The following is a 25,566-nucleotide window of genomic DNA, read 5'->3' on the forward strand; positions in this document are numbered from 1 at the left end:
CTAATAAGAATTAATCTCAATTCAAACCGGCTGATGCGTCTTTACCCCTCTGCCGGACCACCTCTTCAAATCACATATAAAAGGAAAGGATAAGCCATGACGGAAAAAAAGAAACGCCTAACCACGGCCGCTGGAGCGCCAGTTCCAGATAATCAGAACGCCATGACAGCCGGTCCGCGCGGCCCTATGCTGCTGCAAGATGTGTGGTATCTCGAAAAACTGGCTCATTTTGACCGGGAGGTCATTCCCGAACGCCGTATGCACGCCAAAGGCTCCGGCGCGTTTGGCAAGTTCACCGTTACCCACGACATCACCCGCTACACCAAGGCCAAAATTTTCTCCGCCGTCGGCAAAGAAACCGAGGCCTTCGTGCGCTTTTCCACCGTGGCCGGCGAGCGCGGCGCTGCAGATGCGGAACGCGACATCCGCGGTTTTGCCATGAAGTTCTACACCGAAGAGGGCAATTGGGATCTGGTGGGCAACAATACCCCCGTCTTCTTCCTGCGCGACCCGCACAAATTCCCCGATCTTAACCGCGCCGTCAAACGCGACCCGCAGACCAACCTGCGCTCGGCCACCAACAACTGGGACTTCTGGACCAATCTGCCCGAAGCCCTGCATCAGGTGACCATCACCATGAGTGAGCGCGGCATCCCCCGCTCCTACCGCCACATGCACGGGTTCGGCAGCCACACCTTCAGCATGATCAACGCCAACAATGAGCGCGTGTGGGTCAAGTTCCACCTGCACACCCAACAGGGCATTCAGAACCTCACCGATGCGGAGGCCGAAGCCATCGTCGCCAAAGACCGTGAAAGCCATCAGCGCGACCTGTTCGACAGCATCGCCCGCGGCGAGTTCCCCCGCTGGACGATGTACATTCAGGTGATGACCGAAGAGCAGGCCCGCAACATGCCCTACAACCCCTTCGACCTCACCAAAGTGTGGTACAAGAAGGACTTCCCTCTCATCGAGGTGGGCGTTCTGGAGCTGAACCGCAACCCCGAAAACTACTTCCAGGATGTGGAACAGGCCGCCTTCAACCCCGCAGCGGTCGTCCCCGGCATCAGCTTCTCGCCGGATAAAATGCTGCAGGGCCGCCTGTTCTCTTACGGCGACGCCCAGCGCTACCGCCTGGGGGTCAACCACCATCAGATTCCGGTCAACCATCCCCACAACGCCCCCGCCAATCCTTCACACCGCGACGGTTTGATGCGCGTGGATGGCAATGCCGGGGCGCGCGTTGGCTACGAGCCGAACAGCTTTGGCGAATGGCAGGAGCAGCCCGAATACCGCGACCCCGCCCTGGACCTGTTCGGAGCGGCCGACCACTGGAATTTCCGCGAGGACGATTCCGATTACTACACCCAACCGGGCAAGCTCTTCCGCCTGATGAGTAAGGCCCAGCAGCAGGTGCTGTTTGAAAACACCGCCCGCGCCATGGGCGATGCGCCGCGCTTCATTAAAATCCGCCACATCGGCAACTGCCTCAAGGCCGACCCGGCCTACGGCAAGGGCGTGGCCGACGCGCTCGGCATCCCACTCAGCGAAGTCCCCGCCTGATCCCCCCTTTTCCGTGCTTTCCCCCCTGGTGCCCACCAGGGGGGATTTTTGTTCCCATGCGCAGAAAAATGACTTTGCTGTGATCCTGCTCTCCCCATTGATTTTTTGTAAAAGTCCGCTATAATTAATTTGTTGCGACGATCAATTAATTGGATTCGCCCATGACCCCTCCGCGTTCCGCCGACCAGGATCTGGTTCGAAAAGTCAATAAATCTCTTGTGCTCAACACCCTGCGCCTGCACGCGCCCATTTCGCGCGCGGCCATCGCCAAGCTGACCGGCCTGAACCGCAGCACCGTCACCCATATTGTCAACGCCCTGCTGGATGAAAATCTGGTGCTGGAACAGCCTGTACCTAGCTTTGCTGTCGGCCGGCCGTCGATTGCCCTGGTGCTCAACCCCCTGGGCGGGGCCATCATCGGCGTAGAAATTGGGGTAGATTTCGTCTCTGTGGTGGCCGCCGACTTTGTGGCTCAGCCCATCTGGCAGTCCACCCAGGTGATTTCGCCGCTCTCCCCCCAGGCCGACATTCTGGCCCAGGCTGAGGCGGTCATTGATCAAGCCATCTGCGCTGCGCAGGATCGCGGTCAGCACGTCATCGGCATCGGAGTCGGTCTCCCCGGTCTGGTCAATGTCAACCTGGGTGAATTGGTCTACGCCCCCAACCTGGGTTGGCGCAGCCTGCCCCTGGAACAGCGCTGGAGCCAGCGTTTTCAGCTGCCCATTTACATGGATAATGAAGCCAATCTGGCTGCCCTGGGCGAATATTATTTCGGCCAGGCCCACAAAGTGGAGAATTTTATCTACCTTAATTCCGGCATCGGTCTGGGCGGCGGTGTCGTCATCGCCGGAAAGCTCTTCCGCGGCGGACACGGCTTTGCCGGAGAAATTGGCCACGTCCAGCGCGACCCACAAGGGGAATGGTGCGGATGCGGGCGGCGTGGATGTTGGGAAACCCAGGTCGGCCCGCGCGCCATGCTCCGGCGCCTGCAAAAAAGTCTGGCCGACACCCCCACAGACCTGCTTCCTCCGGGCTTCCCTGCCGATTTAAGCCAGCTGACCTTTGAGATGATCGTCAACGCCGCCGATACTGGAGACCCGGCCTGTCTGGCGGCCCTGCAGGAAGTGGCCTACCACCTCGGCGCAGGCATCGCTGATCTGGTCAACGTCTTCAACCCCGATATGGTCATCATCGGCGGCCTGCTCAGTCTGGCCCGCCACCTGATGCTGCCCGAAATTGAAAAAACCGTCCGAGAGCAGTCCCTGGCTCCGTCTGTCTCTCAAACCAAAATCACCTTCTCAGAACGCGGTAAAGACGCCTGCATTTTTGGGGCGGTCGCCATCGTGTTGGATGACATTTTGCGCGAAGCCGCCATCAGCTAGCCTGCTTTTCTCATCAGCCGCCCGCTTGAGCGAATCTATCAAAAGGAAAAGGATACCCATGTCAAACTATCTGCCCAAACCCGAAGACAAATTTACATTTGGCCTGTGGACCGTCGGCTCCACCGGGCGCGACCCCTTTGGCTCCCCCGTCCGCGACGCTCTCTCCCCCGTCGAGCTGGTACACCTGCTGGCCGAGGTGGGCGCCTACGGTGTCAACTTCCACGATAACGATCTGGTTCCGATTGACGCCACCCCCGCCGAGCGCGATCAGATCGTGAAGTCCTTCAAGCAGGCCCTGGCCGAAACCGGCCTGGTCGTGCCGATGGCCACCACCAACCTGTTCGGCGATCCCATTTTCAAAGACGGCGCTTTCACCGCCAACGACCCCAAGGTGCGCGCCTACGCCCTGCAGAAGACCATGCGCGCCATGGATTTGGGCGCGGAATTTGGCGCTCAGATTTACGTGTTCTGGGGCGGGCGCGAAGGCGTAGAGATTGACGCCTGCCGCCAGCCCACCGACGGCTACAAGCGCTTCCGCGAAGCCCTCAATTATCTGTGCGAATACAACATGGCGCAAAATTACGGCTTTAAGTTCGCCCTGGAAGCCAAACCCAACGAACCCCGCGGCGACATCTACCTGCCCACCACCGGCGCCATGCTGGGCTTCATCGCCACCCTGGATCACCCCGAAATGGTCGGCGTGAACCCGGAAATGGCCCACGAACACATGGCCGGGCTGAATTTTGTCCACGCCGTGGCTCAGGCCTGGGACGCTGGCAAGCTCTTCCACATTGATCTCAACGACCAGAACTACGCCCGCTTCGATCAGGATTGGCGCTTCGGCATGCAGAGCATCAAGCAGTCCTTCTTCCTGGTCAAGTTCCTCGAAGATGTGCGCTACAGCGGCAGCCGTCACTTTGACGCGCACGCCTTCCGCACCGAAGATTACCAGGGCGTCCGCGACTTCGCCCGCGGCTGCATGCGCACCTACGGCATCCTCAAAGAAAAAGCCCAGCGCTTCAACCAGGATCCCGAAATTCAGGCGCTGCTGGCCGAAATCAACGCCGAAGATCCCCAGATGAACGCCTTCCTGGGCAAGTTCAGCCCCGAAAAAGCCGCCGCGCTCAAGGCCCACACCTTCGACCGCCCCGCTATCAGCAGCCGTGGCCTGCATTACGAAGCCCTCGACCAGTTGGTGGTGGATCTGCTCCTCGGTGTACGCTAACCCCATTAGATGAGGACGCCCATGACTGAATCCTATTTGCTGGGCATTGATCTATCCACCACCACCGCCAAAGCCCTGCTGACGGACACCGCCGGACGCGTTTTGGGGGTAGGCTCCACCCGCCTCAACCTCTCCACCCCCCGCCCCTTATGGTCGGAGCAGGATCCCCAGGAGTGGTGGCAGGCAGCCGCCGCCAGCATCCGTCAGGTGCTGGAAGAAACCGGCGCGGATCCCGCGCATATCGCCGCGGTCGGCCTGACCGGCCAGATGCACGGACTGGTGCTCCTGGGTGCCGAAGGCCAGGTGCTGCGCCCGGCCATCCTGTGGAACGATCAGCGCACCGCCGCCGAATGCAACCAGATTCGCGAGCGCATCGGGAAAGAGCGCCTCATCCAAATCACCGGAAACGACGCCCTCACTGGCTTCACCGCGCCCAAGATCCTGTGGGTGCAGAATAACGAGCCGCAGGTCTTTGCTCAGGCCCGCCACGTGCTGCTCCCCAAAGATTACATCCGCTACCGGCTGACCGGCGAGTTCGCCATGGACAAAGCCGACGGCAGCGGCACCATTTTGTTTGATCTCCAAGCCCGCCAATGGTCGTCTGAGGTTCTGACGGCTCTGGGGCTGCCCGCCGAATGGTTCCCGCCCACTTTTGAAGGCCCCGAATTCACGGGGCGCATCACCACCGAAGCCGCTGCCCTCACCGGCCTGCGTGCCGGAACGCCGGTGGCTGCCGGCGGTGGGGATCAGGCCGCCCAAGCGGTGGGCGTCGGCGCGGTGCAGCCGGGGGTCATCGCCCTCACTGTCGGCACCTCCGGCGTGGTGTTTGCCGCCACGCCCCAGGCCTGGGTTGAGCCGCAGGGCCGTCTGCACGCATTCTGCCACGCGGCCCCCGGCCTGTGGCATCTCATGGGCGTCATGCTCAGCGCCGCTGGTTCTTTGCAGTGGTATCACGACACCCTGGCCCCCGACATGAGCTTCGAAGCTCTGTTGGAAGAGGCCGCCGCCGTTCCCGCGGGCAGCGAAGGGCTGCAATTCCTGCCCTACCTCAGCGGCGAGCGCACCCCCCACCCCGATCCCCTGGCGCGAGGCGCCTTCATCGGCATGACCCTGCGCCACACCCGCGGCCATCTGACCCGCGCCGTGCTGGAAGGTGTGGCCTTTGGGCTGAAAGACAGCTTCGAGCTGATTCGCGCCGCGGGCCTGGGCCAGATTCACCAGGTGCGCGCCTCTGGCGGCGGAACCAAGGGCGCCCTCTGGCGTCAGATCTTAGCCGATGTGCTGGAAACCGAGCTGGTGGAAATCAACACCAGTGAGGGCGGTGCCTTTGGCGCGGCCCTGCTGGCCGGGGTGGGCGCGGGCTTCTGGCCGGATGTGCAGGCCGCCTGCGACGCTACCATCCAGCTCACCCGCCGCACGCCCCCCAACCCGGTGAATTTTGACGCCTACCGCGAATCGTACGCGGTGTTTAAATCGCTGTATCCCAGTTTAAAATCCGCTTTTGCGCGCATGAGTTCCCGATAAACTCCTTGCCGCAAAGAAGTACCCCCCTGAGGGTTTCGAACACCTCAGGGGGGCTTTGTTTATCTGCGTTCGCGGCGGCCGCTAGCTTACCTGCACCTCACAGCCGAACAGCCGCTGCGCGATGGGGGTCTTGGCTGCGCCGCTGATCTCCAGGCTGCCCGTATAGCGGATATCTTCGGAAGAGCTGCCCAGCATCACTTCCACCGGGCCGGCTTCCACCACCAGATCCAGATTCTCATCATAGAACGCCAGCAGGTTCACCGGCAGTTGGAAGCTCACCTGACGGCTCTCCCCTGGCTGCAGGGACACGCGCGCAAAGCCTTTCAGCTCTTTCACCGGGCGCGGGGTGCTGCCGTAAAGGTCATGGCAGTACAGCTGCACCACCTCATCCCCTGCCGCGGAACCGGTGTTCTTCACCGTGCAGCGCACTTCCACCATCTCACCCGCCTGCGCCTGCGCCGGATAAACCGAGGCGTCGGAGTATTCAAACGTGGTGTAGCTCAGCCCGTGGCCAAAGGGGAACAGCGGGCGGATGCTTTCGGTCACGTAATTCACATACCAGTTGGATTTCAGCCCCGCGGGTTTGTTGTTATAGAACACCGGAAGCTGCCCCACCGAGCGCGGGAAGGTCATGGTCAGTTTGCCGCCGGGGTTGATATCGCCTACCAGGGCCTCCGCCACAGCCGTACCGCCCTCTTCGCCGGGGATCCAGGCTTCCAGCACCGCCCCAGCCGAGTCCACCAGTTCTGGAATGGCCAGCGGGCGGCCGTTGATCAGCACCACAACCACCGGCTTTCCAACGGCCAAAACCGCACGGGCAAGCTCTTCCTGCACACCCGGCAGCCGCAGATCGGCGCTGTCGCGCGTTTCGCCGCAGGTGCTGTCCAGGGTCAGGCCGGGCTTGTCGCCCAATACCAGCACCACCGCCTCGGCCTGCTCCGCGGCGCGCACCGCCGCCTCAAAACCGGTGCGGTCTTCAGAGAACACATCGCAGCCCTTGGCGTACAGGATTTGGGTCTTCGGCAGCTGGCGCTCCAGGGCCGAGCGCACCGTCACCACACGCACCTCGTGGGGCTTCAGCGCGGCGCGGTCCAGCTTTTCAAAGGCCGAATCGGCGGGTTTTTGGAAGTCCAGCAGGTCCACCACCGCCGCGTAGGAATAATCGCCCAGCAGGTTGCGGGGGTCATCCGCGTTCGGGCCGATCACCGCCAGGGATTTCACCGTCTTGGCCAGCGGCAGCATGCCGTGATTGCTGAGCAGCACCAGGCTCTTGCGGGCGATCTCCAGTGCCAGGGCGCGCTGTTCTGCCGTCTCAAACACATCCAGAACACCTTCTTCGGGCACATAGGGGTTTTCAAACAGCCCCAATTCAAATTTCATCTGCAAGTGCCGCTGCACGGCCAGATCCACCCACTCCAACGGAATTTTGCCGGATTCCACCAGACCCACAAGGGAGTCGTTGTAGCACTGCGCCGTGGGCAGTTCCACGTCAATCCCCGCGCGCAGTCCCAACGCCGCAGCGCTTTGCAGGTCGGGCGCCATGTGGTGATAGGTGTGGATCATCATCACCGCTTCGTAATCCGAGACCACCACGCCGTCAAAGCCCAGCTTGCCGCGCAGCAGGTCGGTTAAAATGCGGCGCGAAGCCGCCACCACCTCACCGTCCAGTTCTGGATAGGCGTTCATCATCGAAGCCAGACCCGCCTCGCGGATGGCCGCCTGGAAAGGCATCAAATACACCTCCCACAGCGTGCGCCAGCCCAACTGCACCGGCGCGCAGTTCAGCCCGCCCTGCGAAAGGCTGTGGCCCACAAAGTGCTTGCCGGTGGCCATGACCCCCTGGCGCAGGTCGTCGCTTTGCAGGCCGCGAATGTAATGCACCCCAAACTGGCTCACCAGCAGCGGATCTTCACCAAAGGTCTCTTCCACTCGCCCCCAGCGCGGGTCGCGGGCCACATCCAGCACCGGCGCGAGGCCCTGGTGTGCGCCCAAAGCGCGCAGCTGTTTGCGGATCTCGGCGGTCATGCGCTCGGCCAACTGCGGCTCAAAGCTGGAGGCCAGCCCCAGCATCTGCGGGTAGGCCGTGGCCCCCAAGGTCATGCTCCCCGCGCAGCATTCTTCGTGGAAGATGGCGGGGATGCCCAGGCGGGTGTGCTCCACCAGTTGGTGCTGGATGGTGTTGGCCATCTTGGCCGCGGCCTGCGGATCGAGGGTCGTGCCGCCCGACAGGCGGGTGATCTGCCCGATGCCCTGCCCCAGCCGCGCCCGGATTTTTTGCGGATGAAAATGGCCGTCGGTCTGCAATTCCTGAATCCAGCAGGAATTTAATTGGGTAATTTTTTCGATCAGGGTCATGCGCCCCAAAAGTTCAGCCGCTTGGCTGGCCGCGATGGAAGATTGACTGCGTGGGTTCATCTGTTTCACTCCGATTAAAAAGTAGGTTTCAAGAGATCGCCTGGCACGTTCTCCGCCCGAATCCTCAGGACGGCTGGGCCTTGGGGGGCGCGGTTGAATCGCGCAGGATCAATTCCGTGGGAAGTTCGATCCGCCGGGGGGAAACCGCCGGGTCACCAAAAATTTCCATCAGCATCTGCACCGCCATGCGCCCCATCTGCTCCAGAGGCTGGCGCACGGTGGTTAAAGCGGGCCGCACCAGGGCCGCCTGGGGGATATCGTCAAAGCCCATCACCGAGATATCCTCCGGCACGCGCAGCCCGCGCTCGCGCACAGCGTCCATCGCTGCCATCGCCATAACATCGTTGGAGGCGAAAATCAAGGTGGGCGGTTGCGGCAGGTCCAGAAAATGACAGGCGGCGGTGTAGCCGTCCGTCTGGTGAAAGGTTCCCTGGTAAATCAGCTCCGCCTCATCAGGAATATGGTGGGCGCGCAGCGCGGTTTGAAAACCGTCCAGACGGTCCACGGCCGCACCCAAATCCAGCGCTCCGGTGATGAAGCCGATGCGCCGGTGGCCCATGCGGATCAGCGCGTCCGCGGCGTTATACGCCCCCTGCCAGTTGGCCGCCGCCACCGCCGCGCAGTCAGCCCCCGTGCCCTGATGGTCAATCAGCACAAAGGGAAAGCCGCGCTGCGCCAGGGTAGAAAGATAATCCGTGGGATTGCGCGGCAGCACCAGCAGCAGCCCATCCACCATATCCTGCACTAAATTGGCCACGTATTCTGCTTCTTTGGCCGGGGCGCGGTGGGTGGTGTACAGAATCAGGTCGTACCCGCTCAGGCTCAGCTCGGCGTCAATGCCGCGCACGATCTCGCCGATGTAGCCGGTACCCAGATCGGGAACCAGCACGCCCACGCTGTTAGAGCGCCCCCCCGCCAGACGGCGTGCCTGACGGTTGGCGGTGAAATGCAGGGCGCGCATGGCTTCCAAAACGCGCTGGCGGGTTTCGGGGCGCACATGCGCATCACCGTTGATCACGCGCGACACGGTGCCAAAAGACACCCCTGCCGCCGCCGCGACCTCCACAATGGTGACCTTCCGGTTAGCTGCGCTCATTTGGAAGCGTTTACATCCCTGGCGATCAAAATCCAGTATTCACGGGTTTCGTTCACGTTTCTCCATTCAAAAAAAGCTGTCACAGAGGGTTTTCCGCCGCACAGGCGCACAACCAGCCCCAGAACTGGTCTTTTCCGTTTACGCGTTCATGTAAACGTTTACATAACTATAGCGGATTCCGTCCCCAGAGTCAAGCCGTCCGCCCAGAATCAGCCCTTCCCCCTGCGGGCGCACCGCCCCAAGATATGCTAGAATAAAAACAGAAAGCAACCTACCCCCAACGATAGGAGAAAAACATGGGAACCAAAGGTCGTCAGATTGTTGGCATGGACGTGGATGAACTGCTGCGCCTGCTCAACCAGGCATTTGCAGATGAGTGGCTGGCCTACTATCAATACTGGCTGGGCGCGAAAATCGTCAAAGGCCCCATGAAGGACGCCGTCGCTTCCGAGCTGCTGCTGCACGCCACGGAAGAACTGGCTCACGCCGATATGCTGGCGCTGCGCATCATTCAATTGGGCGGCACCCCCCTCATCAGCCCCGAAGAGTGGCTCAAGCACACCCACTGCGGCTACGAGGCCCCCACCGATGCCTTTGTAAAAGAGATCCTGGCCCAAAATATCAAAGGCGAACAGTGCGCCATTGACGTGTACCAGCGCCTCCTGGGTCTGGTCAAAGACAAAGACCCCGTCACCTACAACATCGTCCTCACCATCCTGCAGCAAGAGGTGGAACACGAGGAAGATTTGCAGTCGTTGGATGAAGACCTCGACTCGATGATGATGCGCAAGTAACCTGCTTAACGCAAAACTGCGCCCTCCCGGTCACCCGTGGAGGGCGCAGTCATTTAAGTCTGCTGTTTCGCTGTGCCGCCTAATCCGCCAGCAAATTGCCCAGATGCACACCCATCCAACCGGCGCCTGCGGTGCCGCGGGTGTTCGCCGCCCCATTCCCGGTTAAAAAGCACAAACGCGATACAATCAGAGTACATCCCTGTGGATAGGAGATTCCTCATTTCATGCGCTGGATCAAACCCCCGCTGAATCCCTGGGGCTGGGCCCGCCTGGCCGGTCTGGCTGCCCTGGCCGTCATCTTGCTGTGGACTCTGACCGCCGCCGGTCTGCGCCAACTGGGCACGGTGGACAGCCTGGCCTGGAGCGGTTACGCCACCTTCACCCTGCTCAAAGGGTTCGAATTCGCCGCGGCCGCCCTGTTTGCCGTGTGGGTTTCCGCCTGGTTGGAAGATCAAGACGACCTGGCCCAAAAGAACCGTCAGGAACATCTGGAAAGAGTACAGACCCTGGCCGCCCAACGCGAACAGGCCCTGAGGGCCGTGCGCCAATCCCTGCCATCGCCCCCCCACGACGCCCCCCAGGCGCTGCACATTCTGCGCGGCGCGCTGCAAAGCCTGGACCCCCGCGGCAAAGGCGGCCTGCTTGGCCTGCTGCACGAAATGGGGTGGCTGCCGCACCTTTCCCTTGAGAAAACTGACCTGGAATTCCAGGGCGCGTTTTTCGACCGCACCCACGCCGCGCACATTCACCTGGAAGGCCTCAACCTGACCCAGGCGCGCTTTCATCACGCCCACCTGCACGGCGCCCACCTGGCGAGGGCCAACCTCACCCAGGCCCGCTGCACCCACGCCGACCTGCGCGAGGCCGACCTGAGCGGCTGTGATTTCAAAAAAGCCCAATTAGAAGACACGCATCTGGAAGGCGCGGATCTGCGCGGCGCTTATTGGCGTGGGGCCGTGCTGCAGCATGTCAATTTCCGCCGCTGCCGCTGGGATGACCCCGCCCCCGCCAGCGAAAAAGGCCGCCCGGCGCCTTTGCCCGCCGCCCTGGAATCCGCCGTGGTGGTGGATTGTTGGCTGTGGGACGGCCGCAAGGTGAGCAACGAGAACGGCCGAAAATTCCAGCGCCAACAAGAAATCTCCGATTTGGCCAATAAGCTCTAAGACTCCCTCTACTCCCCCAAAACGCTGATCACCACTGTACGTCGGGCGGGGCCGTCAAATTCACAAAAATAAATCTCCTGCGCCTCTCCCATCACCATTTCCCCCTCGTGCAGTGGAAAGAGGCAGTGGTTACCCGTCAGCATCGATTTCAGGTGGCCGGTGGGGTTGCCCGCCGTGCTCCCGTAGGAGGGCAGAATCCGCGCGTGCATATAGGGGTGATCCTCCGGCACCAGCCGCTCCAGCGCTTCCTGAATATCCACCTCCAGACATTCCACACGCTCATTCACCAAAATACCGGTGGTGGTGTGCAGGGTCACCACCCCCACCCACCCGCTGCGAATTTGTGAGCGCGCCGCCACATCCCGCACAGCCTGGGTGATGGGGATCAGCTGATTGTACTGCTCGGTTAAAAAGGTGATTTTCTCCAGAGTGTACACGGGCTTCCCATCCTTTATCCCAAAAATTCCAAGGCGTTACCCCCCAGCACCAGTTCAAGGGTGCTCGCGCGCCACCCCAGGGTGTGCAGGGCTTCCACCATGCGGATCTGCTCAAAACGCGGGTTGTTGGAGCCAAACAAGACCTGATGCCGCAGACTGCGGTCCACCCAATGCTGCCCCAGGGTGCGCGTGAACACATGCTGATAGAACTCTCGGGCGCTGTCAAAATACAGCAGACCTGTGTCCGCATACACGTTGGGATATTTCAGCAGCAGCGCGGCTGTCTCTACCACCCACGGCCAGCCAAAGTGCCCCAGGCACATACGAAGCCGCGGGTACCGCAAGGCCACGGCCTCAAAATGTTCTGGGCGTGCATACTGCGAGGGAGCATCCGGCTGTAGGCTGATGCCCGCATGAAACAGTATGGGCTTGTTATGGCGCAGGCAGCAGGCATACACCGCGTCTAGCCCCTCATCCATCGGGTAAAACTTCTGCTTGGCGGGATGCAGCTTCAGCCCGCTCAACTTTAACTCCCCAAAGGCATATTCCAACACCTCCACCGCATCTTTGCGACGGGGATCCACGCTGGCAAAGCCGATGAATTTCTCCGGCGCAAGCGAAACCAGATGATGAATCTCGGCGTTGCTCACCAGTTCCACCCCGTGGGTGGTGGTCAGATCCAAGGGCAGCAGCCCCAGGCGGTCAATGCCGGCGTATTTCATCTGGTTGAAGATGTGCGCCAATGGAGCTGCACCGGTCTTGTACAGCCCCAGGCAGGTCTGGCGCAAATGAAGCCGCTCCTCATCGGCGTTGATGGCCTCGAAGAAAGCGGGGTGGGTGTGAATATCAATCACCAGGCTCATCGGCAGCGCCTTCCGGCTTAATCATCCAAAAGGTCGTTTACGCGCTCAATGGCCAGCGAACTGTACAAAGAAGGCTCATTCATGTAGGCCGCTACCAATTCAATCGTGCAGAAACCGCGGTAATTTACGGCTTCGATCTCGCGGAACAACTGGCGCAGCGGGATGCTGCCCTCCCCTGGCACCAGGTGCATATCCGAACGGCCGTCGCTGTCAATGATATGCAGATGGCGCAGACGGTCGCCCAGCTTGTGGAAATAGCTCATGATGGGTTCCTGATTGCAGAACGGCGGGCAAATGTCGCACATGCCCAACAGGCGCGGCGAATGAATCTCGTCCAAAGCCTCCACCAGATCGTTGCAGGTGACCACCACATTGCTTTCGTATTGGGTCAGCGGCTCCAACAGCAGATCCATCTCAATCGCCTCGGCATGCGCCGCCAACTCTTTCAAATTGCGGATCAGGCGCGCCCAGTATTCCTTGCGCGGGGTGTCGTAACCGGCGTGCGCGGCCGAGATCAGCGTAAAACCTGCATCCATTTTCTTGGCCATATCCATCGAAAGCTTGATGTAATCCAGGCTCTCGCGCCGCATGGCCTCTGTCCCGATCATCATATTGTACGGGTACATGTTCGTTTCAGGGGTGAAGCCGATGATGGGCACATCGTACTGCACCGAAAGACGCATCACATCTTCCAGCGCTCCCGCCGCCAGATCGGGTGGAAAAGCGTGCGGCCGTCCGCCCCACAGCTCAATGCCGTCGTAGCCAAAGCGCGCCGCGTCCATGAAAGCCCGCTCCAGCGGGTAGCGCATGTAACCCATGGTGAACATTCCAATTTTCATGATGTCCTCAAACTCCAGCCTAATACTCCACCAGCCCGCCGTAATAGCGGCGATCGTCGGGGTTATGATCCTTATAGATCGATAGGTAATAGCTGAACCATTCCATCGGCACAAACAAGATCATCGGAGCCAACATCGGGTGCAGCCCCTCACCTAATTCTGCATAATCAAAGGTGATCACATCCGAGGTATAGCGTTTCACAAAATTCAAGGTGCGTTCCGTGATCTCGCGGCTGGGATCGGTCCCCAGGAGGAAGATGAAGGGAACCCCCTCTTCCACAACTTCCAAAGGCCCGTGGCGAAACTCGGCGCTGTTCAGAACTGAGCCGTGGGTCCAGGTGAATTCCATCAAAGTCACAATCCCCTCTTTATACGCCAGGGGTTTCAAAATACCGCCCGCCACGGTGTAGATAAACGGCCATTTGGAAGCCCGCTCACCCAAAGCCCGCCCGGTTTCTTCGTACGAGGCAATCAGCCGTCCCAGGATGTCCGGCAGGCGTGGGATCTGCGCCAGGATGGCGTCCACTTCGGGGTGAGGCTCACAGCGCGAAATGATGTTGAGTGCAAAGGCATAGCTGATCAGCGTGTGCGCTTCCCAAATGCTCTCCGCGTGGTAATCAATCACATATTTACCCAACGCTGCCAGAGGGTTATCAGCCTTGTTGGTCACGCAGGCCACCACGGCCTGGCGCTGGGCGGCAATTTCCAGCGCGCGGATCACTTCTTCCGTTTTCCCGTAGTGGGAAATGCCAATCACCAGACAGCGCGAGTCCAGCTTCTTCGGAGTTGCATGACAAAAATCCCAGCCGCTGTAGGCCTCACATGGAATGGTGCTGTACTGGTCAAACAAGGCTTTGGCCGTTTCCGCCGCGCTCAGGGGCGAACCGCAGGCCACAAAATACACCTTATCCAGGCCACCGCTCAGAACCTCGTCCACAATGGCAGCAACTTTGGGAAAATCGCGATCCAAAATCTGCTGCACTTCCTCAACCATGTGGGCAGTCACCAAAAAATCTACTTTATTCTTATCAATGATTAACATAGACGCCTATCTTTTTGAACTTCCGGTGCGGCTGTTATTAAAGCAGCCGCACCGGCTGAAGAGGAGAATCGCCCTACTTTTGCGCAGCTTCGCGAGCCGCGTTTTTCTTATTCTGACTTTCCCAATAATAGTACACAGGCAGTCCGGTCACCACCACAATCCCCGCCGCGACCAGCCCCGGAACCGGCGCCCATTGGAAGGTGGACACCACCAGGATCAGGGAAGAGGCAATCGCCACAAAGGTGGTCAGCCACCACACCGGCATACGGTACACCGGGTTGTAGTCCGCGTTCTTGCGGTTCCAAATGACCGAGCCAAAGGTCAGGATGTTCTTGAGCAGCAGCACCAGGGTGAAATAGCCCAAAAGCTCCACGAAGTTGGACGCGAAGATGAGGATGATCCCCAGCGCGCATTGGATGATAATGGAGTAGTCGGGGGTCTCATACTTTTCGTTGGTGTGCCCGAACACTTTGAAGAACAGGCCGTCGCGCGCCATCGCCCACTCCAGGCGGGGCTGGTACATGATGCAGCTGGAGAGCGAGCCGATGATCACGATGATGCCCGTCACGGCCACAAAAATACCCGCGATGGGGCCGATCACCGGCAACTTAGCCACCGCATCGGCGATGGGCGTGCCCGAAGCCGCCAGCTCATTGAAGGGCAGCAGGCCGCTCACCACCAGTGCCAGCAGCGAATACAGCGCCAAAACGATCAAAGAGGCCCCAATCAGCGCGCGCGGCAGCACTTTGCCGGGATTCTTGAATTCGCCCGACATATAGGTCACTGCACCCATGCCAGTGTACGACCAGCTGGTGGCGGAAATGCCCGCCAGCAGGGCCATCAGCCCCATCGGGGCGTCGACCGCGGGCGCAGCGCTGACATACTCACCGCGCAGGAAGAAGATCCCCAGGCCAATCACCAGTACGAAGGGGATGATCTTGGCCGCGGTGATGATCGTCTGGAAGCCGCCGCCAATTTCCACCGAGCGCAAATGCAGATACATGAAGAACAACACCGCCACTACCGCGATGAGCTTGCCGCCCATGTCCGAAATTCCCGGCACCAAAAAGCCCAGAAAACGCACAATGGCCAGCGCCATGATCGAAATAGACACAGGGTCATTGGCCCAAAAAGTGGCCCAACCGCTCAAGAACGCCAGCGGGCGGCTTCCGGCTTTTTTCAAGTAGATATAGTCCGCGCCGTTCACCGGATAGGCCGTGGACAGCTCCGCATACACCATCATCTGCGGGATGATGATCAGGCCGCCAATCACAAAGGCCAGGATCGTCATCAGGGGCGAACCCGCCGCCGCGGCGACTTCACCCACCGACGCAAAAATCCCTGAGCCTACCGTCGTCCCCACGGCGATCGCCAGGGCTGCGCTGAGGCCCAGTTTCCGGCCAAGATCTTTGGATCCAGCTGTTGACATGTTTCACTCCTTCATCCGAACTTCTGTGACGGGAGCAAAATTCTATCAACCGTTGGGTCAAGCGTGATAGAATTAAACTCCCCAATGATCCGGGAGAGGCGGTCACTGGTCAGGTTATCCCTCTCCACGGGTGGTTGGCCAGGCACAGGCAGACTCGTTTTGTCTGTGCCTCCTTTTTTCATTTGTTGAGGTGTGCAGCATCCGTTTCCGATTATTTCTGAGCAGCCTCCTTATCGGTCAAAAAAAGATCCAGCCGTCCGGTTTACTTAAGAGTGCCTATGAATGCATTTGAATATATTCTGCCCTCCTATGCCGCCATCAATTTTGCTTCGGCTCGCGTTGGTAATGCACGGTAAAGCTGGCCTTATCGCTGCGCGCCCAAGAACGGCTGTATTCCACCACCCGTCCGGCTGCATCGCGGCTGATGCAGTCAAACATCAGCACCACAGTCCCCGGTTTGATCTGCAAGATGCGCGCGTCCTTGGCATCCAATTGGGTCACCGACAGCGTTTGCCACGCGCGGGTCACCTGAATCCCATTAAACTTGTAAATATCGAACAGGGAAAAAACGTTCAAATCCACCGATTCGAGGTCGTTCAACAAGGAACACGGAATAAAAATATCTTCGAACGAAGCCGGGTCATCATTTGCCAAACACAGCCGCCGGATATAATACACTTCCGCTTCGGGATCCATCTCTAAAATTTGACCGTACTTTAGCCCCGCCGGTCTGCGCGTCATGAACATCACCCGCGTGTCTGGAATCACATTCCGTTCACGCATCGTCTGGCGAAACCCGGTCAGGCGTTCCAAATCGCGCCCCAGCTTTTTTCCCATCACAAACACGCCCTTGCCCTGCACAGGCTTCAGCAAGCCTTCATGCACCAGGGCGGTGATGGCGCTGCGCACGGTCAGGCGGTGTACGCCAAATTCCTGGGCCAGCTCGCTCTCCGATGGGATGGCCGCCCCAGGAATATATTCGCCGTCATCCATGCGCGCGCGCAGGATTTCGCGCAGCTGCATGTAAATCGGGTTTTTATGGGGAGCGCTCAGCGTGTCTTTCGCCATGGTTCAAAAATTCCCAAAATTGAAGAGGCCGTTTTTGCGCCGGATTTCAAACAATCCTCCAGGGATTCGCCGCGCAGCACCCCGGCCATAAATCCGGCGATGAAGGCATCCCCGGCGCCCACCGTGTTCACCACCTCCACCGGATCAATCCCGAATGTGTAAAAATCCTTGCCATCAAAAGCCACGCTGCCCTGCTCGCCCAGGGTAGCCACCACCACCCCCGCCCCCAACCCGTGCAGCCGGCGCAAGGGGACCTGCGCCTCTTCTGGCGTGCAGCGCATGGAGAAGAAGGCATAATCCACCCAGGGCAAGGTTTGGGGCACCAGTGCATCGTCCATTTTGGTGGCGTAGTCAAAGCTGACCACCGCCCCGTGGGCGTGCAGGTCGGCCAGATGCTCATGCGCCTTGCCCCAAAAGGCGCTGTGCACCAGCGTATGGCGCGCGGCGAAGCCCAGATCCTCTTTGGAAAAAACCATCGTCTCCAACACTCCCTCGGCATACTCGCCGTGGATGCGCTCATTCCCATCCAGTTCCATATACGTCACCGCAGTGAGGCCGGGCGCTGTGTGAAAATGAGACAGGTCCAAATCCTCACCGCGCAGCGCATCCACCATCTGCCGGCCGTAGTCATCCTCCCCCGTGGTGCTGATCACCGACACCGGCACGCCCAGCTGGCGCAGGTGGATGGCAAAATCCACCACGTTTCCAGTCGGGTAGGCCGTCCCTAACGCAGGATAGACATCCATGCAGTTGTCGCCGATGGCCGCCGCATCCAGCACCTGCTTGGTGTTGGCTTCCAGCTCCCATGCGCCCATGTATTGCAAGGTCACGGCCGCGTTCTCCGCCCCAGCCTTCAGGCAGTCGCCCAGCTGCTCACCGTAGAGCGCCGCCCGAAGGAAGCCGGCGATGAAAGAATCCCCCGCCCCCATCGTGTCCACCACGTCCACCGGCACAATTCCATACCGCGTGAAGGTGTGCCCGTCATAAGCCAGGCTGCCGTTTTCGCCCAGCGTGGCCACAGCCACCCGCGGGCCAGCCTGCTGGGCCAGCTGCAGGTAGCTGCGGATAAATTCGTCCTCGTGAGTGTAGGAGAAAAAAGCATAATCCACATGCGGCAGGGCAATTCCCACCACCTCGTGATCCAACTTATCGGCGAAGTCAAAAGAGATCCGCATCCCCCGCTGCTGAAGCCTGCCCAAATCGCGCTCAATTTTTCCCCAAATGCCGGTGTGAATCAGGTCATGGCGGCACAGGAATTCGACATCCGCCTCGGTGAGCTTAAAATCGGCCATCACACCTTCGTCATAGTCGCCAAAAACCCGCTCTCCCTCCACCAGTTCCACCTGGGTCACGGCCGTGCGCCCGTGGCGGGTGTGCAGATGAGAGATATCCACACCCTTGGCGTACAGGGCGTTTTTCATTAAGTAACCGTAGGCGTCATTGCCAACCATACCCGTGTACGATGCGTCCATGCCCAGCCGGCGCAGATACACGGCCACATTCACCGGGTTGCCCCCCGGGTAGGATTTGCTCAAATGAGCATAGGCATCCACACAATTGTCGCCCACGGCTGCCACACGCATCGCCCACACTCCCATTTCGCTCATTGAAGGATCCCCGCAAAGCGAATTTGATCCACCCGCGAGACCGATTTGATCAATTCAATCGGGTTGTGCTGCTCATCCCAGGTGAGGCCTTTCAGGTAGAACAGGGCCTCGCCTTCCTGCACACCCAGGAGTTCCGCTTCGTTCGCATCGGCATAAGTGAGGCTGATCTCTTCCTCACCGCTGCAAAAAATCACCCCGTATTTGCGTTCCAACACCCCATACAGGCTGAGACGCTCGAAGTTATAGCGGTGAATGCCTGGGAACCGCTGGCAAGGCAGCATGACCGATTCCAAAGACACCGGCGTTTCATCTACAGCCCGCAAGCGTACCAACTGAAAGATGTCGCTGCTTTCTTTAACCTGTAATTTTTCCGCAATGCGCGCCGCCGCCGGCAGCAGCCCCTGGCTGACCAGCCGGTTTTCAATTTTGCGTCCTTGCAGCATCACAAAGTCGGAAAAAGAGGTCAGGTCTTGTAAATAGCGTTCCAGTCGGGCTGGGGCCACAAAATTGCCCACCGAAGGCATGTTCACCAGCCGGCCTTCCGCGATCAGCCGTTTCACCGCCGCCCGGAAGGTCATGCGGTTGCAGTTCCACGCCTCACACAGCTCCCGCTCCCCAGGCAAACGGTCGCCGGGTTTTAACTGCTGCTCAATCATCAAACACTCAATGCGTTCAACGATCTCGTCCCGCGGGCGGCTGTGGAAAATCTTTACCGGGGTCATGCGGCTTTCTCAACCGTTTCCGGCAGCCAGCGGCGTAAAAACTCTGCGCTGCGGGCAATCGAGGTGTGGGGGTCATCCCAATAGATTGAGTCGTTGATCTCCAGCGTCAAATAGCCGCTGTACTGGTTGGCTTCCAGGGTGGCCAGGTAACCGCGCAGGGGCAGGTTGCCGTCACCGCAGATAAAATGCCCCGAGGGGTTTCCATCCGCAAAGTGAATATGCCGCACTTTGCCGGGCAGGCGGTCAAAGAAATCCTGCAACTCATCCCCCACCACCGCCATCGCCACCAGGTCCACACAGCATTGGAGAGCTGGCGAAGACACTTCATTGAGCATCCGCACCATATCGTCGCAGGTGGTCAGCAAATTGGATTCATACGGTTGAAGCTGTTCAATCACCAGGGAAACGCCCATTTTCTCAGCCCGCGCGCACAATTCCCCCAACGAATCCACCGAACGCCGCCAGGCATCTTCGCGCGGCTCGTCCAACAGGCCCCAGCCTGAGGTGATGAACACCCGGTCGGCGCCGAACAAGAGTGCATCTTCCATCGCACGGGTAAAGTAATCCAGCGACTTTTTACGGTAGCCCGCCTCGCGCCCGGCGATATTGATGGGATAATTCAACTGCTCTGGCGTCAGCATCACCACCTGCATCCCGCGCGCCTCGATCTGGCGGCGCATGGCGCGGATGTGCGCCTCGGCTTCGGCTCTCGTCTCAAAACAGTCGTAGCTGTAATGCGGCGCGCCAGCCCAAAGCTCGATGTTCTTCAACTGACAGCGCTCCATCGAGGATAAAAAATACTCAAACGAGGTATGCCAGTATTGAACGCTCATCACCGAGATGTTATCCATCGAAAGGGGGATCATTTTCAGCCTCGCGCAGATCCATAGATAAGTCGTGATGTTTGTTGTAATCGAGATAATCCAAGTATAGCATGGTATAAAAATTAAGTCAACTCATCTATTAACCCTTTTCCTCAATTCAACATTACACTCAGGCAGGTTTGAACTGACATTCATCATCAATTGGTATAAATTAGTGGCATTTGCCCCAATCAATACTATAATATTGGTAAATCACTTCAAAGGAGCTTCGCAATGCCTAAAAAATTGGTCTCAGTAGACGCCGTACAGGTTGAAAATTATAAGATCGAAACCCGCGCTCGCCAACACGTCGCCATCGTGGATCAGCCCCCCGCGGGCGGCGGCAGCGACGCCGGCCCCACCCCCCTGGAATATCTGTTCATCTCCCTGGCGGGCTGCGTGGTCACCATCGGCACCATCATCGCCAGGCAGCGCCACCTGCCCGTGCGCAAGATTGAAGCGCATGTCGAAGGCGAGCTGGATACGGATGTGTTGATGGGCAAGAGTACCGAAGTCCGCGCCGGTTTTAGCGGTGTGCGCGTGGTCGCCAAAATTGACGCCGACATGACCCAGCAGGAAAAAGAAGCCTTCCTGCATGAAATTGACGCGCGCTGCCCGATTTCGGACAACGTTTTCAACACCACCCCCATCGAACTGATCGCGGAGTAAATGCATGTCCCCCGCTGCGGCTGACCGGCCCTCCCCCTCCTCCCTCACCCCGGCTGAATTCCTGGTCGGGAAGCGCCTTCGCGAACTGCGCACGCAGCGCGGTTATTCACTGCGCGCCCTGGCCGACCGCAGCGGGCTGAACATTAACACCCTCAGCCTGATCGAGAACGGCAAAACCTCCGCCTCGGTCAGCACCTTGCAGCAGCTTGCCCGCGCGCTGGCGGTGCCCATCACCGCCTTTTTTGAAGAGGAACCCACCGAAAAGCACGTGGTCTTTACCCCCGCCAGCCAGCGCCCCCAGGCCGAATTTGGCCGCACGCAGATGCAGAACCTGGGCAAAGATCTGGCGGGGCACGCCGTTCAGCCCTTCCTGGTCACGCTCTCAACCGGCACAGGCAGCGGCGACCGTATGATCGTCCACACCGGGCATGAATTTGTCTTCTGCCTGTCCGGCAGCATCCATTATCGCATTGACGGCGAGGACTACCTTTTGCACAGCGGCGACAGCCTGGTGTTTGAAGCCCATCTGCCCCACTGCTGGGAAAACACCGGCGGCGAAACCGCCCAGCTTCTGCTCATCCTCTACCCCGCCGATGAGCGCGAAGAAGTGGGCGGGCGGCATTTTTCACCCGAAACCATGAAGAAGGAGTTGTTCATGAAAATCGCTGTCATTACCGATGATGGCAAAACCATCAGCCAGCATTTTGGCCGCGCCCCCTACTACCTGGTGCTCACCATCGAAGGCGGGCAGATCGTATCGCGCGAAATGCGCAGCAAATTGGGCCACAACCAGTTCAGCGCCGAGGCTCACGTCGAAGATCACCAGCACGGCCCCGAACACGGCACGGACGCCGCCTCGCACAACAAACACGTCAGCATGGCTGAAGCCATCTCCGACTGCAAGGTGCTGCTGTGCGGCGGCATGGGCATGGGGGCCTATGAGAGCATGCGCCGCTTGAACATCCAGCCCCTGGTCACCGACCAGAGCGACATTGACGCCGCCGTTCAGGCCTTTATCGACGGCAAATTGATGGACCACACCGAACTGCTGCACTAGCAGCACCGCCCCACCCAGGCCCTGCGGAACCACCTGCGGGGCCTTTTTCTTTTCCCCCGCCTCGTCATCAGAAAACCGCTGCCTCCGCGCGGGAACCGCCGACCTCACGGACCCGAACCGTGCATACTACGCGGCTTTTCTCAGGGGGATTAGCAGAAAAGCCCCCCTCCCCCGCCCCGGCTAATGCTGGCAGTTCGGGCAGGTATACACACTGCCGCCCATGTAGGCCTCTTTGACAATCGCGCGGCCGCAGGCCGGGCAGGGCGCGCCCGCGTTTTTCGCCGACATCACCGTCAAGTAACCGCCGGGGATACCGTACAGGTCCTTTTCGGTGTCCCGCCCGCGCAGACGGCTCATCTCGGCCAGGGTGCTCATCAGGCTGACGTACAGCTTCTGGGCCTCCTCCTCCGTCAGGCTGCTGATCTTGCGCCGGGGCAAAAGGCGCGCCTTCCACAAAATGTCCTGCAGAACGCCGTTGCCCAGGCCGGGGATGCGCTGTTCGGTAGCCAAAGCAGCCTTGGCGCTCAGCTTCTGCACATCCGGGCCGGCCAGCAGCTGCATAAAATAGGCCTGCGTGAACTGTTCCGGCTCCAGCGGGGAGGGCTTTTCCAGCGCGATGCGGTAATAGGGGTTGTCAAAGGTCTCGCGGCGGTCCCAGGCGTACAGCCCGCCGTACATCTGCACCGAAGCCGAAAGCGCGCTGCCGTCATCGAAGGTGAGCAGCAGTTGGTGTTTACCGGGCACAGGGCCGGCCGCCGGATGCAGGCGCAGGTTCACGCCGTCATGAAACAGCAGCAGCGCGCGCTGGGTGTGCAATTCCAGCATGCCGCCGTGCGCCGCCGCCGAAACCAGTGTGTCGCCTTCCAGCAGGGGCGCGTATCCGGCCGGGTCGCCGTGATACCAGGCGAATTTGTGCGCCGCGGCGCCCGCAAGCACCGTCACCACCCGGCGCCCCGTCAGCTCTTCACGGATCTGATGCCCCAGCGTGGCTGCCTCAGGGATCTCAATCATAGGAAATCTCCTTCGCGCTGTGCATTTCAATAAAAACATCCACAACGCACGGGTCCAACCGTTTTCCAGCCTGCTCCCGGATATACGCCAGGGTTTTTGGAACAGACCAGGCCTCGCGGTAGGGCCGGTCGGAGGTCAGTGCGTCGAACACATCTACCACCGCGAATATGCGCGCCGCCAGAGGGATTTCTTCGCCCTTCAGCCCGCGCGGGTAACCCTCGCCGTCCCAATTCTCATGGTGACAGTAAGGGATGTCCAGGGATGGGCGCAGATATTCAATCGGGTAAAGCATCTCATGGGCCAGATCCGGGTGCCGGCGCATGATTTTCCATTCCTCCGGGGTCAGCGCGCCCGGTTTCAGCAAAATTTGATCGGGCACACCCAGCTTTCCAATATCGTGCAGCAGTGCGCCGCGGCGGATATGCACCAATTGATCCTCGTGGATGTCAAAGCGCTCCGCAAGGCGCAGCGTCATCTCTGTCACCCGCTGGGTATGGTTCTCTGTCTCCTTATCCCGCAAGTCCATCGCTTTTGACCAGCCTTCAATGGTCAGTTCATAGGCTTCCAGCAATTCCTGGTGAGAATCCTGGATGTTGTCGTACAGCTGAATGGTATGGATGGCGACGGCCGCCCGGGCGGCTACAATTTCCATAAAGCGCAGCCAATTGGCATTTGGAATCAGCCTGCTGCTGTGCATAATTTCCAGGACCCCAATTAACTGAGAATCGGCGATCAAAGGGATGCCGTAATAATCCAGAAAACTTTTCGGGATAAATTCCTCTTTCAAAAAAGGTGGAGTATCCCGATCATCCAGGTTCTTATGTAATAATTGCCGGTCCAGGGCCACTTTTCCGGCCAGACTCTCACCCAGCTCCAGCCGCATTTGTAAAATATCGGGGGACAGATAGCCCACCTCAGCCGCACACGCCAACATCTGGCTTTTGGGGTCAAATAAAAGCAGCACAGCAGCGTCCACTTTCAGGCTGAGGGTCACTTGTTCCAGAATAACGGCATAGGTTCTTTCGGGCTCAAGGTGGGAGATCACCGCCGAATCGATGATGGCCAGGGTAGACAGCTCATCCACTTTCTGTTGAATTTCTGCAAAATACATCGCGTTTTGGATGTTCAGCCCGATCTGGTTGGCGATGGTGCTCAGCCATTCCAGGTCTTCGGGCAGAAAAGCGTTTTCATTCGGGCTTTGCAGTTCGATCAGTCCAATCACCTGATCATTCGCCAGCATCGGCAGGCTGCAAGCCGAACGAATCTCCTGTGCGCCGGAAACACGCAGAGCAGCCAGGGTCTTGCGAGTCTTGGTTAAGTTGCCAGTGGTGATCGGCCTTCGCTCTTGAATGGCCTTTAAGGGAATCTCATTAATCGGTGTGTCTTTCAATTTCAGGATCTGGTGGGAGTTCAGGTCAAGCTCAACGTCATCCAGGTTGGCATAAACGGCCTTAAGCTCATGGGTCTCGGCATCCATCAAGGTCACAGCAAAAAAAACGAGATCCATCATCTGTTTCAAGGTGCGCTGTGAGATGCGAAAGATGGTAGGCAAATCGCGTGTATTCGCCAGCTCGCGCCCGAACGCGGCAATTTGTGTCTGGCGCTGGAGGAGGGTTAACACTCTGGCTTCGGTTTGTTTTCGCTGGGTGATATCTTGTTTAATACCGATAAATTTTAGAATTTTCCCATCCGAGTCGCGTACCGGCGAAATGGTCTGCTCTTCATGATACAGACTGCCGTCTTTGCGTTTGTTCACCAGCTCACCCCGCCAAACCCTTCCCGCCAGAATGGTTTCCCACAACTGCTGGTAGAATCGCGGGTCCTGGTTTCCAGATTTTAGAATTTGCGGAGTGCGGCCGACAGCTTCCTGAAGGGTATAGCCGGTCAAGGTAGTAAACGCCGGGTTCACCCATTCGATCTTGCCGCCAGGGTCTGTAATCATGATGGCGTTGGCGGTGGAGGCCAGCGCGGCCGCCTGCAGTTGAATCTGGGCCTGGGCCTGTTTGCGCTCGCTGATATCGCGCGCCACCCAGATCACATCCTCATCCGACATGGGGGAGACAGAGGTTTCAAACCAAACAGGCCGGTTCTCAATCTGCAATTCATATTCAATGTAGTGGGTTTTCTGCGTATCCAGCACCTTATGGATCACGCTGAGAAATTCCACAGCCTGATCGGTTGGGAATACATCCAGCAGCCGCCTCCCCAGCAGTTCCTCCGCCGGCCGCACCAACAGGTCTGGTTGGGTGGGTGCGATCTTACAATAAACCCCTTCGCGGTCAATCACGATCACCACATCGCGCATGGAAGCAAACAAAGCCCGCAGCTCAGCTTCGGAAGCAGCCAAAGCCGCCGCGGCTTTCTGATACTCCTCCTGCAGCCGTTTCTGCTCCAGCGCGTTTTTCACCGCCTGACCCAGGCGGTCCATACGGTCTTTTTTGAGATAATCAGCCGCGCCCTGCCGCATCACCGCCACAGCGGTTTCTTCACCAATCCCGCCCGACACCAAGATAAAGGGAACTTCTAGACCGCTTTCTTTTAGCAGCTGGAGTGCGCGCAGCCCGCTGAACTGCGGCAAATTCCAATCCGAAAGAATCAGGTCACACGGGGTTTCCAGCGCCTTCAGAAAATCCGTCTCGTTCTCCACCCGCCGCCAATCCACCGAAAAGCCCTCATGGCTGAGGTTCATGAGCATCAAATCGGCATCATCGGGGTTGTCTTCCACAATCACAACCCGCAGTTTGTCGGTGAGGGGGTTTGTTTTTCTGTTGGTGCGGGCCAAGTTCGAATCCACAGC

General features: G+C 59.2%; 21 protein-coding genes. 8 read left to right on the forward strand and 13 right to left on the reverse strand.

What is annotated here, in order from left to right; translation table 11 throughout:
- Positions 1–96: 96 nt before the first annotated feature.
- From ADN01_RS16360 to xylB, 4 genes are all read left to right on the forward strand, one after another.
- Positions 97–1,563, forward strand: a complete 1,467-nt coding sequence (locus ADN01_RS16360; protein WP_062419119.1) for a catalase — start codon at positions 97–99, stop codon at positions 1,561–1,563.
- A gap of 161 nt (positions 1,564–1,724) precedes the next feature.
- Positions 1,725–2,945, forward strand: a complete 1,221-nt coding sequence (locus ADN01_RS16365) for an ROK family transcriptional regulator (RefSeq protein WP_062419120.1) — start codon at positions 1,725–1,727, stop codon at positions 2,943–2,945.
- Between the two features lie 58 nt (positions 2,946–3,003).
- Positions 3,004–4,170: a xylose isomerase gene (gene xylA / locus ADN01_RS16370; protein WP_062419121.1), complete on the forward strand. Its 1,167-nt coding sequence runs from the start codon at positions 3,004–3,006 to the stop codon at positions 4,168–4,170.
- 21 nt (positions 4,171–4,191) lie between these two features.
- Complete coding sequence (gene xylB / locus ADN01_RS16375; RefSeq protein WP_062419122.1) at positions 4,192–5,694, forward strand: xylulokinase; 1,503 nt, start codon at positions 4,192–4,194, stop codon at positions 5,692–5,694.
- 81 nt (positions 5,695–5,775) lie between these two features.
- On the opposite strand, the gene ADN01_RS16380 is transcribed toward xylB, so the two are convergent.
- On the reverse strand, positions 5,776–8,109 hold the full coding sequence (locus tag ADN01_RS16380; RefSeq protein ID WP_062419123.1) for a glycoside hydrolase family 3 N-terminal domain-containing protein: 2,334 nt from the start codon (positions 8,107–8,109) through the stop codon (positions 5,776–5,778).
- Positions 8,110–8,173: 64 nt separating this feature from the next.
- Positions 8,174–9,205, reverse strand: coding sequence for a LacI family DNA-binding transcriptional regulator (locus ADN01_RS16385; RefSeq protein WP_062419124.1), 1,032 nt, complete (start codon positions 9,203–9,205; stop codon positions 8,174–8,176).
- A 296-nt stretch (positions 9,206–9,501) separates the two neighbouring features.
- On the opposite strand from ADN01_RS16385, the gene ADN01_RS16390 reads away from it, so the two are divergent.
- Positions 9,502–9,999: a ferritin-like domain-containing protein gene (locus tag ADN01_RS16390; RefSeq protein ID WP_062419125.1), complete on the forward strand. Its 498-nt coding sequence runs from the start codon at positions 9,502–9,504 to the stop codon at positions 9,997–9,999.
- 224 nt (positions 10,000–10,223) lie between these two features.
- The gene (locus ADN01_RS16395; RefSeq protein ID WP_062419126.1) at positions 10,224–11,162 is read left to right on the forward strand and encodes a pentapeptide repeat-containing protein; all 939 of its coding nucleotides are present in this window, start codon (positions 10,224–10,226) and stop codon (positions 11,160–11,162) included.
- Between the two features lie 8 nt (positions 11,163–11,170).
- On the opposite strand, the gene ADN01_RS16400 is transcribed toward ADN01_RS16395, so the two are convergent.
- The 9 genes from ADN01_RS16400 to ADN01_RS16440 all read right to left on the reverse strand — a co-directional run bounded on the left by ADN01_RS16400 (position 11,171) and on the right by ADN01_RS16440 (position 20,035).
- Entirely contained in the window at positions 11,171–11,599 is a 429-nt protein-coding gene (locus tag ADN01_RS16400) for a secondary thiamine-phosphate synthase enzyme YjbQ (protein ID WP_062419127.1), read from the reverse strand.
- Between the two features lie 14 nt (positions 11,600–11,613).
- Entirely contained in the window at positions 11,614–12,462 is an 849-nt protein-coding gene (locus ADN01_RS16405; protein WP_201778698.1) for an amidohydrolase family protein, read from the reverse strand.
- A gap of 17 nt (positions 12,463–12,479) precedes the next feature.
- Positions 12,480–13,301, reverse strand: coding sequence for a fructoselysine 3-epimerase (gene frlC / locus ADN01_RS16410; protein WP_062419128.1), 822 nt, complete (start codon positions 13,299–13,301; stop codon positions 12,480–12,482).
- Positions 13,302–13,320: 19 nt separating this feature from the next.
- Positions 13,321–14,343 carry a fructoselysine 6-phosphate deglycase gene (gene frlB / locus ADN01_RS16415; protein ID WP_062419129.1) on the reverse strand — a complete coding sequence of 341 codons (1,023 nt, stop codon included), beginning with the start codon at positions 14,341–14,343 and terminating at the stop codon, positions 13,321–13,323.
- A 73-nt stretch (positions 14,344–14,416) separates the two neighbouring features.
- Complete coding sequence (locus tag ADN01_RS16420; RefSeq protein WP_062419130.1) at positions 14,417–15,772, reverse strand: amino acid permease; 1,356 nt, start codon at positions 15,770–15,772, stop codon at positions 14,417–14,419.
- 318 nt (positions 15,773–16,090) lie between these two features.
- Positions 16,091–16,840: a GntR family transcriptional regulator gene (locus ADN01_RS16425; RefSeq protein WP_062419131.1), complete on the reverse strand. Its 750-nt coding sequence runs from the start codon at positions 16,838–16,840 to the stop codon at positions 16,091–16,093.
- The gene (gene frlD, locus ADN01_RS19950) at positions 16,822–18,447 is read right to left on the reverse strand and encodes a fructoselysine 6-kinase (protein ID WP_075071289.1); all 1,626 of its coding nucleotides are present in this window, start codon (positions 18,445–18,447) and stop codon (positions 16,822–16,824) included. The genes ADN01_RS16425 and frlD overlap by 19 nt, the downstream gene beginning before the upstream one ends.
- Positions 18,444–19,169 carry a GntR family transcriptional regulator gene (locus ADN01_RS16435; protein ID WP_062419132.1) on the reverse strand — a complete coding sequence of 242 codons (726 nt, stop codon included), beginning with the start codon at positions 19,167–19,169 and terminating at the stop codon, positions 18,444–18,446. Before ADN01_RS16435 ends, frlD begins: the two co-directional genes overlap by 4 nt.
- Positions 19,166–20,035, reverse strand: coding sequence for a sugar phosphate isomerase/epimerase family protein (locus tag ADN01_RS16440; RefSeq protein WP_062419133.1), 870 nt, complete (start codon positions 20,033–20,035; stop codon positions 19,166–19,168). The genes ADN01_RS16435 and ADN01_RS16440 overlap by 4 nt, the downstream gene beginning before the upstream one ends.
- A gap of 231 nt (positions 20,036–20,266) precedes the next feature.
- Here ADN01_RS16440 and ADN01_RS16445 point away from each other — a divergent pair, with 231 nt between their 5' ends.
- Complete coding sequence (locus ADN01_RS16445; RefSeq protein WP_062419134.1) at positions 20,267–20,701, forward strand: OsmC family protein; 435 nt, start codon at positions 20,267–20,269, stop codon at positions 20,699–20,701.
- A 4-nt stretch (positions 20,702–20,705) separates the two neighbouring features.
- Entirely contained in the window at positions 20,706–21,758 is a 1,053-nt protein-coding gene (locus tag ADN01_RS18905; protein WP_082142882.1) for a cupin domain-containing protein, read from the forward strand.
- 180 nt (positions 21,759–21,938) lie between these two features.
- On the opposite strand, the gene ADN01_RS16465 is transcribed toward ADN01_RS18905, so the two are convergent.
- Both ADN01_RS16465 and ADN01_RS16470 read right to left on the reverse strand, forming a co-directional pair.
- A complete protein-coding gene (locus ADN01_RS16465; RefSeq protein WP_062419135.1) occupies positions 21,939–22,769 on the reverse strand; it encodes a formamidopyrimidine-DNA glycosylase in 831 nt (276 codons plus the stop codon).
- Positions 22,762–25,563 carry an HD domain-containing phosphohydrolase gene (locus ADN01_RS16470; protein ID WP_062419136.1) on the reverse strand — a complete coding sequence of 934 codons (2,802 nt, stop codon included), beginning with the start codon at positions 25,561–25,563 and terminating at the stop codon, positions 22,762–22,764. Before ADN01_RS16470 ends, ADN01_RS16465 begins: the two co-directional genes overlap by 8 nt.
- Between the last annotated feature and the right edge of the window lie 3 nt (positions 25,564–25,566).

The organism is Levilinea saccharolytica, from assembly GCF_001306035.1.
Taxonomy (GTDB): domain Bacteria; phylum Chloroflexota; class Anaerolineae; order Anaerolineales; family Anaerolineaceae; genus Levilinea; species Levilinea saccharolytica.